This is a genomic window from Flavobacterium cerinum (assembly GCF_024496085.1).
Taxonomy (GTDB): domain Bacteria; phylum Bacteroidota; class Bacteroidia; order Flavobacteriales; family Flavobacteriaceae; genus Flavobacterium; species Flavobacterium cerinum_A.
This window is the reverse complement of sequence record NZ_CP101751.1, coordinates 1,886,016-1,901,346: the sequence shown is the minus strand read 5'-3', so window position 1 is coordinate 1,901,346 and position 15,331 is coordinate 1,886,016. Positions and strand designations below refer to the sequence as shown.

Here is a 15,331-nt window from a genome sequence, read left to right as displayed (position 1 = left end):
CATGAAATACACAATAGAACAATTAACTGAAAATCCGAATACCCAGAAGTATATTTTCTTTTGGGGTCATCAACCGACAAAAGACGGAACTATTACCAAGACCTGTTTTAGTCAGTGGTGGGAAAGTCCTTTTACTGTAAACAATGTCGAATACAAAACGGCCGAACATTGGATGATGGCGCAAAAAGCGGTTCTGTTTAACGATACGGTCACATTCGAAAAAATACTTCAGGCGAAAACAGCAGCCGAAGCGAAAAAATTAGGTCGGGAAGTGATCAACTATAACGATGCAATCTGGTTGGAAAACCGCTATGCAATTGTCAAAGAAGGAAACTTTCATAAATTCGGTCAGCATCCTGAATTGCGTTCGTTTTTAATAAGCACCGCAAACCGAATATTAGTCGAAGCCAGTCCGGTTGATCCTATCTGGGGAATTGGTATGGCATCGGATGATCCGAATATTCAATTCCCTGAAAAATGGAAAGGATTAAACCTTTTAGGATTTGCCCTAATGGAAGTCCGGGATGAATTAACAACATTATAATTATGACACGGTTAGAACTAATTCAAGGCGATATCACTAAGATCAACGTTGATGCAATTGTCAATGCAGCCAATAGCTCTCTTTTAGGCGGCGGCGGTGTTGACGGTGCCATACACAGAACCGGTGGGAAGCAAATTTTAGAAGAATGTATTGCTATACGAAATAAACAAGGTGGCTGCAAAACCGGTGAAGCTGTTTACACTTCAGGAGGATTACTTCCTTGTAAATACGTAATTCACACTGTGGGACCGGTATGGAATAATCAGCAAAATGATGAAACATTACTAGCAAATTGTTATTACAATTCCTTGAAACTAGCCGTAGCATTAAACATTAAAACTATTGCCTTCCCTAATATCAGTACCGGTATATATCGATTTCCTAAGGCAACTGCAGCAACTATTGCTATTGAAACCGTTACTACCTTTCTAAAAAAAGAGCAACATACTTTGAATTCTATTCATTTTGTATGTTTTGATCAGGAAAATTTTGTTCTCTATGAGGAAGGCTTAAAAAATTTAAAATCATGACAGAAGAATATAAAAAAAGAATAAGTAAATTTTTAAGTTTACTATTACGTCACCAACCTGAAAAAATAGGGTTACAACTGGATGAAAACGGTTGGGCTGACATCAACGAACTTATTGAAAAAATAGTTCCGAAAGGTTTCATTTTAACCCTTGCAGAATTAGAAGAAGTTGTCGCTACCAACGATAAAAAACGTTTTACGTTTAATGCCGACAAAACAAAAATAAGAGCGAATCAAGGACATTCACTGGAAATTGAACTGGCGCTAACCCCGATCACACCACCGGAATTACTGTATCACGGAACACCCGAAAAATTTGCAGCTATTATCAGAGAAGAAGGGATCAAGAAAATGAATCGCCATCATGTGCATCTTAGTCAGGAAACGGAAACAGCTCATAAAGTTGGTTCCCGCCGTGGTAAGCCTGTAATTTTAAACGTAATGGCCGGACAAATGTATCGTGACGGAATTTTGTTTTATCAATCCGAAAACGGTGTATGGCTAACCGATTTTGTCGCTCCTGAATATATTACCAAATGACCGCAAGAACAATAGCAATTGGCGATATTCATGGCGGATTAAAAGGACTGGAGCAAGTGATTTCAAAAACGGAAGCTACTCAAAATGACACCTTTATTTTTTTAGGTGATCTGGTAGACGGATGGAGTGATTCCGCAGCAACTGTCAGTTATCTGATAACCTTAGACCAACAGTATAACTGTATTTTCATAAAAGGCAATCACGATTACTGGTGCGAACAATGGCTAAAAACCGGAATTGCTAACCCTACATGGTTACAACACGGCGGCCAATCCACTTACGACAGTTACAAAGATTTGCATGAATCCGTAAAACAACAGCATCTTACTTTTTTCGAAAAAATGCAAAACTATTATATTGACAGTGAAAATCGCTTGTTTATACACGCAGGTTTTACATCAATGCACGGTCCGGAAAAGGAATTTTACACGTCCAATTACAATTGGGACAGAACGCTTTGGGAAATGGCCTTAACCATGAATTATCGCATTGCAGATAATATGAAAATATATCCGAAACGCTTATTATTGTTTAAGGAAATATTTATAGGGCATACACCTACTCTATTATACGATGTCACAGAACCAATGCAAGGTTGTAACGTCTGGAATATTGATACGGGTGCTGCTTTTACCGGCAAACTTACCGCAATGAATATCGATACCAAAGAATTCTGGCAAAGTGACACCCTAACCAGTCTATACCCGAATGAAAAAGGAAGAAACAAATAATAGCACAATTACCTTTATTTGATCATTAATTATATCAAAAAAGGACAATCTTAAAATCGAACCACTAACTCCAATACCAATTATCATGAATCCATTATTATTAACCGACGGCTATAAAGTAGATCACAGACGCCAATATCCGGATCATACAAGTCTGGTATATTCCAACTGGACTCCAAGAAAAAGCAGAATAGAAGGTGTAAATGAAGTTGTCTTCTTTGGTTTGCAATATTTTATAAAAAAATACATCATTGAAAGTTTTGAAAAGGATTTTTTTCAGCAACCCAAAGCAACGGTAGTACAAAAATATGCCCGACGAATCAATAATTACCTCGGCGAAAATCAGGTAGGCACGCAGCATATTGAGGCGCTTCACGATTTAGGTTATATCCCTATGGTATTTAAAGCCCTACCGGAAGGAAGTTCGGTTCCGATTCGTATTCCGATGTTTACCATGTACAATACCAAACCGGAATTTTTCTGGTTAACCAATTATTTTGAGACCTTATTATCTGCTGTAATCTGGATGCCTTGTACATCGGCTACAATAGCACAACAATACCGAAAAGTTTTAGATCGCTATGCAGCTGCAACATCAACTGTTCCGGAATTTGTGAATTGGCAGGCACACGATTTCTCAATGCGGGGAATGGCCGGAATTGAAGCGGCAACTATTTCCGGAGCCGGACATTTACTAAGTTTTACCGGAACAGATACGATTCCTGCTATTGAATTTCTGGAACAATATTACAATGCCGATTCTGACACAGAACTGATCGGAGGTTCCGTTGCCGCTACCGAACACAGTGTAATGTGTATGGGAACTAACGAAGGGGAATTCGATACTTTTAAAAGATTAACAACAGAAATTTATCCGAAAGGAATTGTATCGATTGTATCCGATACCTGGGATTTATGGAAAGTGCTAACCGAATACCTTCCGAAATTAAAAGACAGCATAACGTCCCGTGAAGGAAAAGTAGTAATCCGTCCTGATTCCGGAGATCCGATTGCCATTATATGCGGAAACAAAAACGGAAAAACGACAGAAGAACAAAAAGGAGTTATCGAAATCCTTTGGGATATATTCGGCGGTACTGTAAATGATAAAGGATATAAAGAATTAATTCCGCAAATCGGTGCTATTTACGGCGACAGTATTACCGTTGAAAGAGCGACAACAATCTGCGAACAATTAAAACAAAAAGGATTTGCCTCTACAAACATTGTTCTCGGCATCGGTTCTTACACCTATCAATATAATACACGGGATACTTTTGGTTTTGCCATGAAAGCAACATATGGTGAAGTAAACGGAAACGGACGTGCTATCTATAAAGATCCGGTTACTGATGACGGTACTAAAAAATCAGCAAAAGGTTTGATCCAGATTTTCAAAGATGCAAACGGTGTATATCAATTAAAAGACAATTGTACCTGGGAAGAAGAAGCACTTGGTGAATTACGGGAAGTTTTCCGTGACGGTAAATTGCTGATCAATGATAATCTACAGGAAATTCGAAACCGAATCGCATAATTTCAATTTTAAAACAGCATCGATACACGGGACTCTGTATCTTTGCTGTTTAATTTTTTGTCGATGTATCCGCAAATAAAAGCCTATCTGAACTTTTTATGGCACTCCAAAAACGAACACGGAGTGCATTCCCCTTTTGTATTTAGTCTGGTGACCAAATGTTTTTATGATAAAAAAAGTAAACCGGAATATGCAATATTAAATCGTTTCAGAACGACACTTTTACAAAATAAAAATCAGATTTCGGTAACCGATTTCGGAGCCGGATCAAGAGTTTTTAAATCCAATACCCGACAAATTGCACAAATCGCCCGTAATGCGGGAATTTCAAAAAAAAGAGCCCGACTTCTTTTCCGAATTGTCCGTTATTTCCAACCGGACACTATTTTAGAAATCGGTACATCACTTGGATTAGCCACATCAGCAATGGCAGCCGGTAATCCGAAAGCCAACATAACAACTATAGAAGGTTGTCCGGAAACAGCCCGAATCGCCCGGGAAAACTTTACTGCTTTCGGTCATACGAATATCACACCGGTCATATCTGAATTTCAGTCGTATCTCGATTCGGTTGCTAATGAAAATAAAAAATACGACCTGATTTACTTTGACGGAAATCATCAGAAAGAAGCCACTCTTCATTATTTTAACTCCCTACTCCCTACTATTACAAATGATAGCGTTTGGATTTTCGACGACATACATTGGTCACCAGAAATGGATCAGGCCTGGCAAATCATTCAACAACATCCGAAAGTAACCGTTACAATCGACACCTTCCAATGGGGCTTTGTTTTTTTCCGCAGCGAACAGGAAAAAGAACATTTTACGATACGCGTTTGATTTCAGTTGTAACATTTCTAAAGTTTATCCCACTTATATAGTATTAGAAAAACCTTTTTAGTATTTTTAAAAACTAAAATCAACTAACGATTCTTAGACTACCAATGGCTAAACCAATTATAGAAATTAAGGAGATTAAAAGAGACTTTCCTTTAGGTAACGAAACCGTATACGTATTAAAAGGAATAGATTTAACGATAAATAAAGGGGAATACGTGGCATTAATGGGACCATCCGGTTCCGGAAAATCAACATTAATGAACATTTTGGGATGTTTGGATACACCAACATCCGGAGAATACATCCTTAACGGTAAAGATGTAAGTAAAATGGATGATGATGAACTGGCCGGAATCCGAAATAAAGAAATCGGATTTGTATTCCAGACTTTTAACTTATTACCGCGTACAACTGCCTTAGACAATGTAGCGCTACCTATGGTTTATGCCGGATTTTCAAAAGAGGAACGTATGAAACGCGCTACTGAAGTACTGAAACAGGTTGGCTTAGGCGATCGAATGGATCACAAACCCAATCAGCTATCCGGAGGACAACGCCAACGTGTAGCTGTAGCCCGCGCACTGGTTAACCATCCTTCTATCATTCTGGCTGATGAGCCGACCGGTAACCTGGACAGTAGAACTTCCGTAGAAATCATGAATCTTTTTAATGAAATTCACGCCAACGGAAACACCGTTATTCTGGTAACTCACGAAGAAGATATCGCCGAACACGCGCACCGTATTATTCGATTAAGAGACGGAGTTGTAGAAAGCGACAACAGAAATAAATAACCCCAAATCCAGCTTTGAACAGGATTAACCAAACAGCATAATCATGAAAGTTTATACCAAAACCGGCGACAAGGGAACTACTGCACTTTTTGGCGGTACCCGGGTTCCCAAACACCATATCCGTATTGAAAGTTACGGAACCGTAGATGAATTGAATTCTCATATCGGATTAATTCGTGATCAGGATATCAACCCGCTTTATAAAAATGTTTTAATCGAAGTACAGGATCGTCTTTTTACTTTAGGTGCGATTCTGGCGACTCCACCGGAAAAAGAAGTTTTGAAAAACGGTCAGCAACGATTAAATATCAATCGTATTTCCCCGGAAGATATTACATTTCTTGAAAATGAAATCGATCAGATGGATACTGCATTGCCGCCAATGACACATTTTGTGTTACCCGGCGGTCACACCACTGTGTCATATTGTCATATTGCACGTTGTGTTTGTCGCCGTGCCGAGCGTTTAGCGACACATTTACATGAACTGGAACCCATCGACACCCTTGTTTTAACCTATTTGAACCGACTTTCTGACTACCTCTTCGTATTGGCACGAAAGTTGTCATTTGACCTTCAGGCCGATGAAGTAAAGTGGATCCCGCGAAAATCATAAGCCCGAATTGGAATCAGGACGGTGCATTTATTTCCTATAATTTAAAAGCGGAAATACAGTACGGGATCAGACAACCAGACACACGTTCTTAATTTTTTTAAAATAAACAAAATTTTACTTGACTATTTCAGTAGAAAATTTATTTTTGCATAAAACTATAAATCGATAATAAGATGTATTGGACATTAGAATTAGCATCCTATTTAAGTGATGCGCCGTGGCCAGCCACAAAGGACGAACTTATCGACTACGCTATTAGAACCGGTGCCCCATTAGAAGTGGTGGAAAACCTGCAATCTATAGAAGACGAAGGGGAAATCTATGAATCAATGGAAGAGATTTGGCCAGATTATCCAACCGACGAAGATTATCTTTGGAACGAGGATGAATACTAAAAAATAAAAAGCAATGAAAAGTCTCCTTATGAGGCTTTTTTTTTGCTTAAATTTGCACACTTTTATTAGAAAACTAAAAATTATGAGTTTCATAAACAGCATATTAAAAGCTTTTGTTGGAGATAAATCTCAAAAAGACGTAAAAGCAATCCAGCCCATTATCAATAAAATAAGGTCATATGAAGGTCCTTTATCGGCATTATCAAATGACGAATTACGTGGGAAGACGGTCTATTTTAAAGACATAATCAAAAAAGCACGCGCTGAAAAAGACGCGAAAATTGAAGCTTTAAAACTAGAAGTTGAACAAACGGAAGATATTGATAAAAGAGAAGATCTATATGCTTCAATCGATGCTATAGAAAAAGAAGCTTACGACATTACTGAGAAAACCTTATTGGATATCCTCCCGGAAGCCTTTGCTGTTGTAAAAGAAACAGCGCGTCGTTTCAAAGAGAATACACACATTACTGTTACAGCAACTCCAAAAGACCGCGAATTATCGGCTTCTAAACCGTATATCGTAATTGAAGGTGACAATTCCGTTTGGGCTAATTCATGGAATGCTGCCGGAAAAGAAATTACCTGGGATATGATCCACTATGACGTACAGTTAATTGGTGGTGTGGTATTACACCAAGGTAAAATTGCCGAAATGCAAACGGGTGAAGGTAAAACGTTAGTAGCTACTTTACCTATGTACCTGAATTCCTTAACCGGAAACGGAGTGCATTTGGTAACCGTGAATGACTACCTTGCAAAACGGGATAGCTCGTGGAAAGCGCCTTTATTTGAATTCCACGGATTAACTGTAGACTGTATCGATAACCACCAACCGAATACGGAAGGTCGTAGAAAAGCATACGAAGCAGACATTACTTACGGAACTAACAACGAATTCGGTTTTGACTACCTAAGAGATAATATGGCGCATTCGCCGGCAGAATTGGTACAACGCAAACACAATTATGCGATTGTCGATGAGGTGGATTCCGTATTAATCGATGACGCCCGTACGCCATTGATTATTTCAGGTCCGGTTCCACAAGGTGACCGACATGAATTCAACGAATTAAAACCAAAAGTTGAAAACCTATATGGCCTTCAAAGACAATTAGCGAACGGATTTTTAACCGAAGCGAAACGTCTTTTAAAAGAAGGTAACACAAAAGACGGTGGATTCCAGTTATTAAGAGCACACCGTGCCCTACCGAAAAATAAAGCATTGATCAAATTCCTGAGTGAAGAAGGTGTAAAACAAATTCTTCAGAAAACAGAGAACCACTATATGGCAGATAACAACCGTGAGATGCCTAAAGTGGACGAAGCTTTATATTTCGTTATTGAAGAGAAAAACAATCAGGTGGAATTAACCGATAACGGTATCAAATTCCTTTCTAAAGATACAGACGATTCTTTCTTTATCTTACCGGATATCGGAACTGAGATTGCCGCTATTGAAAGATTGAAACTTTCGAAAGAAGAAGAAGCGGAAGCAAAAGAGCGTTTATTCCAGGACTTCGGTGTAAAAAGCGAAAGAATCCACACGTTAACTCAGCTTTTAAAAGCATATACTCTATTTGAAAAAGATACGGAATACGTTATCATGGATAACAAAATCCTTATCGTTGACGAGCAAACCGGACGTATCATGGACGGACGTCGTTATTCTGACGGATTACACCAGGCAATTGAAGCGAAGGAAAACGTAAAAATCGAAGCAGCTACACAAACGTTTGCAACGATTACACTTCAGAACTACTTCAGAATGTACAGCAAACTATCGGGTATGACCGGTACTGCGGTTACAGAAGCCGGTGAGTTCTGGGAAATTTACAAATTGGATGTTGTGGAAATTCCAACCAACAGAGGAATTGCCCGTAAAGATAAAGAAGACTTAATCTACAGAACGGTACGTGAGAAATTCAACGCTGTTATCGAAGATGTAGTAACACTTTCGCAATCCGGAAGACCGGTATTGATCGGTACAACTTCGGTAGAGATTTCCGAGTTATTAAGCCGAATGCTGAAAATGCGCGGTGTGAATCACAACGTATTAAATGCGAAATTACACAAACAAGAGGCACAAATTGTTGCAGAAGCCGGTAATCCGGGCGTGGTAACGATTGCTACCAATATGGCCGGTCGTGGTACCGATATTAAGCTAACCGACGAGGTAAAAGCTGCCGGAGGTTTAGCGATCATCGGAACCGAGCGTCACGATTCCCGTCGTGTTGACCGTCAGTTAAGAGGTCGTGCCGGACGTCAGGGAGATCCGGGAAGTTCTCAATTCTACGTTTCATTGGAAGATAACTTAATGCGTTTGTTCGGATCAGAACGAGTAGCTAAGATTATGGACCGAATGGGACTAAAAGAAGGAGAAGTTATCCAGCACTCTATGATGACCAAGTCTATCGAAAGAGCGCAGAAAAAAGTAGAAGAAAACAACTTTGGTGTTCGTAAACGTTTATTAGAATATGATGACGTAATGAACGCACAACGTGAAGTGGTTTACAAACGTAGAAAACACGCTTTACACGGAGAACGTCTGAAAGTGGATTTAGCTAACATGATGTATGATGTTTGCGAATTAGTAGTAGAAACCAACAAACAATCCGGAGACTATAAAAACTTTGAATTCGAATTGATTCGTTATTTTGCGACTACTTCTCCGATTTCAGAAAGTGATTTTGCTCGTCTATCCGATCGTGAAATCGTTGGTAAATTATACAAAGCTGTATTACAACAATACACTGAAAAATCCGAAAGAAGTGCAAAAGAAGCATTCCCTGTAATCAAGAATGTATTCGAAAACAATAACGGACAATTTGAGCGTATCGTAGTTCCGTTTACAGATGGAATCAAATCGTTAAATGTTTTCACTGATTTACAAAAAGCTTACGAAACTGAAGGTAAATCATTATTAACGGATTTCGAGAAAAACATCACATTGGCTATTGTGGATGAAGCGTGGAAAAAACATTTACGCAAAATGGACGAATTAAAACAGTCTGTTCAGTTAGCCGTTCACGAACAAAAAGATCCGCTACTTATCTACAAATTTGAAGCTTTCAACTTGTTTAAAAACATGTTAGACCATGTCAATACAGATGTAATTTCATTCTTATTCAAAGGGGATCTTCCGTCTCAAAACCCGGATAACATTCAGGAAGCAGAAGAAATTGCAATACCACAGGAAGAATACACTATTTCAAAAGAAGAAGTATTAAACTCCGAAGAAATTGCAGAAAGAAATCATCAGGCAGCCATGCAACAATCGCAACAGCAACCGGTAACGGAAACGATTGTACGTGATGCTCCGAAAATTAACCGTAATGATAACGTGACTATTAAACATGTAATGTCCGGAAAATCAGAAACGATGAAATTTAAAAAAGCGGAAGCATTATTAGCTTCAGGCGAATGGGTTCTGGTTAACGAATAATCAAAACAAAACATATAAATCTAAAAAAAAACCGGTAAATACCGGTTTTTTTGTTTTTTATAATAGGCTTAACATCTTTTTACTGTTTTTTCCTTACCTTTTTACGATATAAAATTTATTTCTAATCCTTAAATTATTAGTATGGAGTTATACTATTCTTTTTCAATTTTACTCGTTTTAGCCTCATTTTTTGCCTATTTAAATCTTCGTTTTCTAAAACTCCCTTCCACGATCGGAGTTATGGTTATCGCTATGATAACCTCTATTATTCTGGTTGTTTTCGGACATATTTTTCCGGATACTTTAACCAAATTTTCCAAACTTATTGCCGAATTTGACTTTACGGAAGTCCTGATGGGCGCCATGTTAAACTTCTTGCTTTTTGCAGGAGCGATCCATATTAACATGCTGGATCTCAAAGAACAACGATGGCCCATTATTGTATTCTCTACGTTAAGTGTTATCTTATCTACATTTATTGTTGGCGGATTACTTTACTATATATTACCGATTTTGTCAATCGAAATACCATTTATATACTGTCTTTTATTCGGAGCTCTTATCTCACCAACCGATCCTATCGCTGTATTGGGTATTCTTAAAAATGCCAATGTTCCCAAGTCACTTGAAACCAAAGTAGCCGGAGAATCGCTATTTAATGACGGTGTTGCCGTAGTGGTTTTTGCTGTAATTCTGCAATTGGCACAAGGAAGTAATATTGATTTATCCTTTAGTCACATCTCATGGTTGATTATTAAAGAAGCACTTGGCGGCTTTTTATTAGGTATGCTATTAGGTGTTACCGCTTCAAAAGCGATGCGTAAAATTGACGATTATAAAGTTTCCGTTTTAATTACATTATCGGTTGTAATGGGTGGTTATCTGATTGCACATGCGATGCATATTTCCGGGCCGCTAACGATGGTTGCTGCCGGTTTGATCATAGGGAATTACGGTAAAAAGACGGCTATGTCGCCTATCACCAAAGATTATCTGAATAAATTCTGGGAACTGATCGACGAAATAATGAATGCTATCCTGTTCCTTTTTATCGGATTTGAATTGCTATTAATTCCGAATATATTAGGTTACTGGCAAATCGGATTTATCTGTATTCTTTTAGTATTATTTTCCCGTTTCTTATCAATCTGGATACCGACATTGGTTATTCCGTTTAAGGATAAATTTAGTCGCGGCACCATTAAGATGTTGGTTTGGGGTGGTTTACGAGGTGGTGTTTCCATCGCATTGGCCTTATCAATTGAAGAAGGCCCGCACAAACAAATGATCCTGGCGATTACTTATTTTGTGGTGGTATTCTCGATCGTAGTACAAGGATTAAGTATCGGTAAGCTGGCCAACCGGGTTTTACCGAAAGAAGCCTAATACTACACACACCTGACAGGTTTTTGAAACCTATCGTGTAATAAAAAAGCAGCCTTATTTAAGGCTGCTTTTTTATAATGTATCCGGAAATATTTTCCCGGGATTTAAGATGTTATTCGGATCAAATAGCATTTTAATACTTTTCATCAGTTGTAGCTGTTTATCGCTAAAAGCAATATCCATATAGTTTTTCTGAACATAACCGATTCCATGCTCACCGGACAATGTTCCTTTTAAAGCGACAGTCAATTCAAAAATTTCCCGAATTCCCTTCGGCACTTCCGTTTTCCAATTTGCATCGGTCATATCACCTTTAATAATATTGACGTGCAGATTGCCATCGCCGGCATGTCCATAACAAACCGATTTGAATCCGTATTTGGCTCCTATGATTTTAATTCCCTCTAATAATCGGGGTAATTCATAACGCGGCACTACCGTATCTTCTTCTTTATAAACCGAATTGGCTTTTACGGCTTCCGCCACGCCCCTTCTCATTTTCCACAATGCATTTTTCTGATCATCCGTATCGGCAAAAAGAATTTCATCAATCTCAAATGCCTCCAAAACCTGCATGATCTTTTCAGCTTCTGCAAATAATATATCCGGGTAATTTCCGTCGACCTCAATCAATAAATGCGCCTGAATGCTTTCTTTTACCGGAACATTAATGCCATCGATAAAACGCAGCGTCCAGTCAATTGCATCACGTTCCATAAACTCCAGAGCACTCGGAACAATACCGGCTCTAAAGATAGCCGAAACCGCTTCGCATGCTTCTCCCGATTTATAAAACGGAACCAACATCAATACGTTATGATTATTTTTCGGCAATAATTTCAGTACAATTTTTGTGATGATTCCAAGTGTTCCTTCACTTCCCACCATCAATTGTGTCATATTATACCCTGTGGAATTTTTAAGCGTATTGGCTCCGGTCCAGATAATCTCACCCGTTGGCAAAACCACTTCCAGGTTTAACACATAATCTTTGGTAACTCCATACTTTACCGCTCTGGCACCACCTGCATTTTCAGCCACATTTCCACCAATAAAGCAACTTCCTCTACTACTCGGATCTACCGGATAAAAAAGTCCTTTTTCCAAAACCGTATCCTGTAATAGCTGTGTGATTACAGCCGGTTCTGTTATTACCTGTAGGTTTTTATCATCGATTTCCAAAATCCGGTTCAAGCGTTCGGTCGAAAGGGCAATACCTCCGTGAATACTCAATGCACCGCCACTTAAACCTGTTCGTCCGCCAATAGGAACTACAGGAATTTTATATTCGTTAGCCAAAATAACAATGGCTGAAATTTCGGCAGTCGAAGCCGGCTTTACTACAACATGCGGCGGAAAAACCAGGTCTTCCGTTTCATCATGTCCATAATTTTTACGGGTCTCTTCGTCAGTAAACACATAAGAAACACCTGATATATCCTGAAGCTTCTGTATAATTTCCGGATTCATAGTCTGTTATTTTACTGTGAAATTACTATTTCTTCTTAATATTCGGAAGAAAATACGCAATAAGTCCGATTAGCGGTAAAAAGGCGCAAATATGATACACGAAAGTGATACTCGTTTTATCGGCCAGATAACCTAAAAGTGCCGATCCTAATCCTCCCATACCAAAAGCAAATCCGTAGAATAATCCGGAAACCATTCCCAGTTTTTTAGGCAATAATTCCTGAGCATATACTAAAATCGCAGGGAAAGCCGAGGAAAGGATAACACCAATGATCATGGAAAGCGCACCGGTCCAGAATAAATTGGCAAAAGGCAATAACAACGTAAACGGCGCTACACCTAATACCGAAAACCAGATGACATATTTTCGTCCGAATTTATCTCCTAACGGACCGCCTAAAAGTGTTCCGGCGGCAACCGACATTAAGAATAAGAACAAATGAAACTGGGCATCTTGTACGGAAACGTGGAATTTATCCATCAGGTAAAAAGTAAAATAGCTTGACATACTTGCCGTATAAAAAAACTTTGAAAAGATCAATAGTAATAAAATTACGATTGAAAGCTTCACTTTCGCCGGTGACAAATTATGCAGTATTTCCGGTTCTGTTTTTTTTGATTTACGCAAACTCAAATGATCGCGGTACCAGAAAGCAATTCTACTTAAAACAGCCATTGCAACGATGGCAAAAATCAGGAACCACAAAATATAACGTTGTCCGTTTGGCACCACAAAAAGAGCGACTAATAAAGGACCTATTGCCGTTCCGGCATTTCCGCCGATCTGGAAAATTGACTGTGCTAATCCTCTTTTACCGCCCGACGCCAAATACGAAACCCGTGATGACTCCGGATGAAATATCGAAGATCCGATTCCGACTAAAATCACCGCCAGTAATATCATATAAAAATTAGTGGCATACGAGAGGGCTATAATTCCAACGGAAGTAAACAACATTCCATATAACTGCGAAAAAGGTTTCGGATGTTTATCAGTATAAAATCCTACGAACGGCTGTAAAATGGAAGCCGCCATCTGATAAGAAAAAGTGATCAATCCGATTTGTGTAAACGACAATTGAAAATCATCTTTTAATATCGGGTAAACAGACGGAATAACCGCTTGTAATAAATCATTTAATAAATGAGCAAAACTAATTGAAAACAGAATCGAATAGGCTGTTTTCTGTACCAGTTCTTTCGACTGGTTTGCTTCTAAAGCAATGTCGGTAGTTTTCATAATAAACTTATAACTTTTTATTTTCAACCGGTATTGCTATCGGTTCAGTAGTAATTTTTCCTTTTTTAACGGTCATATTCAATCGGAGAATAATCACAAATGCCGATACACCGGCCAATGCCATTCCGGAAACCATCGGCAATAATGTACCATCGTGTAGTGCACTAACTACGACCGACAATATCGCTCCGCAAACCATTTGTAAAAAACCGATCAATGCTGAAGCACTTCCTGCATTTTCAGTAAACGGCGCCAATGCCATAGCCGTACTATTCGGCACCAATATACCAAGACAAAACAGGAATGTAAAAATATGCAGGATTAATAATCCGGGCGTAAATAATTGCAGTTGCAACAATGAAATCATTGAAAGTGCTACTATACATAAAATTCCGCCGGCTAGTGAAATGATTTGTAATGAGGTCATTCGTTTTAATAATAAACGGTTTAACTGGCTTCCGGCGATATAGCCCATGGCATTGGTTCCGAAAATCCAGCCGTATTGCGTTTCCGTTAATCCGAAATATTTCATAAAAGCAAAAGGTGATCCGCTGATATAAGCAAACATTCCCGCCATCGCAATACTTCCCGCAAAAGCATAGAATACAAAAGCTTTATCAAAGAGCACAATCTTGTAATCCCGAATACTGTTTTTAAAATTAAGCGGTTCCGTTGTCGTTTCTTTTTTACTTTCCGGCAGATAAAAATAAACCGATGCCACCAGAATACATCCGATTAAGGTGAGCACATAAAAAATAGAACGCCATCCGAGAGCAGCTAATACCCATCCTCCTATTGACGGTGCCAGAATCGGCGCTACACCCACAATCAGCATCAGGATAGAAAATATCTTTGCAATTTCCGATACCGGGAATAAGTCCCGAACTACAGCCCGACTTACAACCATGCCGACACAACCTCCTAAAGCCAATACAACCCGCATTGTGATCAACCAATAAATAGAGGGTGCCAAAGCACAACCGATTGAAGCTGCTATAAACAGAAACAAACCGAATAACAGTGGTTTTTTCCGTCCGAATTTATCGATCACAGGACCGTAGAAAAGCTGACCGATACTAATTCCGATAAAATAACTGGTTAATGAAAGTGTTACCTGAGCGATATCCGTATGCAATCCTTTTGCTATGGCCGGAAATGCCGGCAGATACATATCAATACTGAAAGGAGCCAGTGCAGATAAACCTGCGAGAATTAAGAGAATCGTGTATTTTTGCTTAAATGTCATTGCAATTATAAAATC

The 15,331-nt window shown here is 38.8% G+C and carries 14 protein-coding genes; 11 read left to right on the top strand and 3 right to left on the bottom strand.

Annotated elements, in window-relative coordinates; genetic code table 11:
* The first annotated feature begins 1 nt into the window (after position 1).
* The 11 genes from NOX80_RS08455 to NOX80_RS08405 all read left to right on the top strand — a co-directional run bounded on the left by NOX80_RS08455 (position 2) and on the right by NOX80_RS08405 (position 11,360).
* The gene (locus NOX80_RS08455) at positions 2-544 is read left to right on the top strand and encodes an NADAR family protein (protein ID WP_256552849.1); all 543 of its coding nucleotides are present in this window, start codon (positions 2-4) and stop codon (positions 542-544) included.
* Between the two features lie 2 nt (positions 545-546).
* Positions 547-1,074 (top strand): O-acetyl-ADP-ribose deacetylase, encoded by a 528-nt coding sequence (locus tag NOX80_RS08450; RefSeq protein WP_256552848.1) that lies wholly within the window; start codon positions 547-549, stop codon positions 1,072-1,074.
* Positions 1,071-1,613: an RNA 2'-phosphotransferase gene (locus tag NOX80_RS08445; RefSeq protein WP_256552847.1), complete on the top strand. Its 543-nt coding sequence runs from the start codon at positions 1,071-1,073 to the stop codon at positions 1,611-1,613. Before NOX80_RS08450 ends, NOX80_RS08445 begins: the two co-directional genes overlap by 4 nt.
* Positions 1,610-2,344, top strand: a complete 735-nt coding sequence (locus NOX80_RS08440) for a metallophosphoesterase family protein (RefSeq protein WP_256552846.1) — start codon at positions 1,610-1,612, stop codon at positions 2,342-2,344. Before NOX80_RS08445 ends, NOX80_RS08440 begins: the two co-directional genes overlap by 4 nt.
* Positions 2,345-2,429: 85 nt before the next feature.
* Positions 2,430-3,881, top strand: coding sequence for a nicotinate phosphoribosyltransferase (locus NOX80_RS08435; protein ID WP_256552845.1), 1,452 nt, complete (start codon positions 2,430-2,432; stop codon positions 3,879-3,881).
* Positions 3,882-3,944: 63 nt separating this feature from the next.
* Positions 3,945-4,724 carry an O-methyltransferase gene (locus tag NOX80_RS08430; protein WP_256552844.1) on the top strand — a complete coding sequence of 260 codons (780 nt, stop codon included), beginning with the start codon at positions 3,945-3,947 and terminating at the stop codon, positions 4,722-4,724.
* A 104-nt stretch (positions 4,725-4,828) separates the two neighbouring features.
* Positions 4,829-5,518 (top strand): ABC transporter ATP-binding protein, encoded by a 690-nt coding sequence (locus NOX80_RS08425; protein ID WP_305880319.1) that lies wholly within the window; start codon positions 4,829-4,831, stop codon positions 5,516-5,518.
* Between the two features lie 43 nt (positions 5,519-5,561).
* Positions 5,562-6,134, top strand: coding sequence for a cob(I)yrinic acid a,c-diamide adenosyltransferase (locus tag NOX80_RS08420; protein WP_256552843.1), 573 nt, complete (start codon positions 5,562-5,564; stop codon positions 6,132-6,134).
* A 173-nt stretch (positions 6,135-6,307) separates the two neighbouring features.
* Positions 6,308-6,529 (top strand): DUF2795 domain-containing protein, encoded by a 222-nt coding sequence (locus NOX80_RS08415; protein ID WP_002986941.1) that lies wholly within the window; start codon positions 6,308-6,310, stop codon positions 6,527-6,529.
* An 82-nt stretch (positions 6,530-6,611) separates the two neighbouring features.
* Positions 6,612-9,974: a preprotein translocase subunit SecA gene (secA, locus tag NOX80_RS08410; protein WP_256552842.1), complete on the top strand. Its 3,363-nt coding sequence runs from the start codon at positions 6,612-6,614 to the stop codon at positions 9,972-9,974.
* Between the two features lie 141 nt (positions 9,975-10,115).
* Positions 10,116-11,360 carry a cation:proton antiporter gene (locus NOX80_RS08405; protein WP_256552841.1) on the top strand — a complete coding sequence of 415 codons (1,245 nt, stop codon included), beginning with the start codon at positions 10,116-10,118 and terminating at the stop codon, positions 11,358-11,360.
* A 72-nt stretch (positions 11,361-11,432) separates the two neighbouring features.
* Here NOX80_RS08405 and NOX80_RS08400 read toward each other — a convergent pair whose 3' ends face one another.
* From NOX80_RS08400 to NOX80_RS08390, 3 genes are read right to left on the bottom strand one after another with little or no spacing between them, the layout of a single operon-like run.
* The gene (locus NOX80_RS08400; protein ID WP_256552840.1) at positions 11,433-12,830 is read right to left on the bottom strand and encodes an FAD-binding oxidoreductase; all 1,398 of its coding nucleotides are present in this window, start codon (positions 12,828-12,830) and stop codon (positions 11,433-11,435) included.
* A gap of 25 nt (positions 12,831-12,855) precedes the next feature.
* The gene (locus tag NOX80_RS08395) at positions 12,856-14,070 is read right to left on the bottom strand and encodes an MFS transporter (RefSeq protein ID WP_256552839.1); all 1,215 of its coding nucleotides are present in this window, start codon (positions 14,068-14,070) and stop codon (positions 12,856-12,858) included.
* Between the two features lie 7 nt (positions 14,071-14,077).
* On the bottom strand, positions 14,078-15,316 hold the full coding sequence (locus tag NOX80_RS08390) for a multidrug effflux MFS transporter (protein ID WP_256552838.1): 1,239 nt from the start codon (positions 15,314-15,316) through the stop codon (positions 14,078-14,080).
* Between the last annotated feature and the right edge of the window lie 15 nt (positions 15,317-15,331).

What these genes read in the sequence shown, in the direction of transcription:
- NOX80_RS08455 (WP_256552849.1), top strand. Translation starts at nt 2, where the DNA reads ATGAAATACACAATAGAACAATTAACTGAAAATCCGAATACCCAGAAG.
- NOX80_RS08390 (WP_256552838.1), bottom strand. Translation starts at nt 15,316, where the DNA reads ATGACATTTAAGCAAAAATACACGATTCTCTTAATTCTCGCAGGTTTA.
- NOX80_RS08445 (WP_256552847.1), top strand. Translation starts at nt 1,071, where the DNA reads ATGACAGAAGAATATAAAAAAAGAATAAGTAAATTTTTAAGTTTACTA.
- NOX80_RS08430 (WP_256552844.1), top strand. Translation starts at nt 3,945, where the DNA reads ATGTATCCGCAAATAAAAGCCTATCTGAACTTTTTATGGCACTCCAAA.
- NOX80_RS08435 (WP_256552845.1), top strand. Translation starts at nt 2,430, where the DNA reads ATGAATCCATTATTATTAACCGACGGCTATAAAGTAGATCACAGACGC.
- NOX80_RS08395 (WP_256552839.1), bottom strand. Translation starts at nt 14,070, where the DNA reads ATGAAAACTACCGACATTGCTTTAGAAGCAAACCAGTCGAAAGAACTG.
- NOX80_RS08450 (WP_256552848.1), top strand. Translation starts at nt 547, where the DNA reads ATGACACGGTTAGAACTAATTCAAGGCGATATCACTAAGATCAACGTT.
- NOX80_RS08440 (WP_256552846.1), top strand. Translation starts at nt 1,610, where the DNA reads ATGACCGCAAGAACAATAGCAATTGGCGATATTCATGGCGGATTAAAA.
- NOX80_RS08425 (WP_305880319.1), top strand. Translation starts at nt 4,829, where the DNA reads ATGGCTAAACCAATTATAGAAATTAAGGAGATTAAAAGAGACTTTCCT.
- NOX80_RS08415 (WP_002986941.1), top strand. Translation starts at nt 6,308, where the DNA reads ATGTATTGGACATTAGAATTAGCATCCTATTTAAGTGATGCGCCGTGG.
- NOX80_RS08405 (WP_256552841.1), top strand. Translation starts at nt 10,116, where the DNA reads ATGGAGTTATACTATTCTTTTTCAATTTTACTCGTTTTAGCCTCATTT.
- NOX80_RS08400 (WP_256552840.1), bottom strand. Translation starts at nt 12,830, where the DNA reads ATGAATCCGGAAATTATACAGAAGCTTCAGGATATATCAGGTGTTTCT.
- NOX80_RS08420 (WP_256552843.1), top strand. Translation starts at nt 5,562, where the DNA reads ATGAAAGTTTATACCAAAACCGGCGACAAGGGAACTACTGCACTTTTT.
- secA (WP_256552842.1), top strand. Translation starts at nt 6,612, where the DNA reads ATGAGTTTCATAAACAGCATATTAAAAGCTTTTGTTGGAGATAAATCT.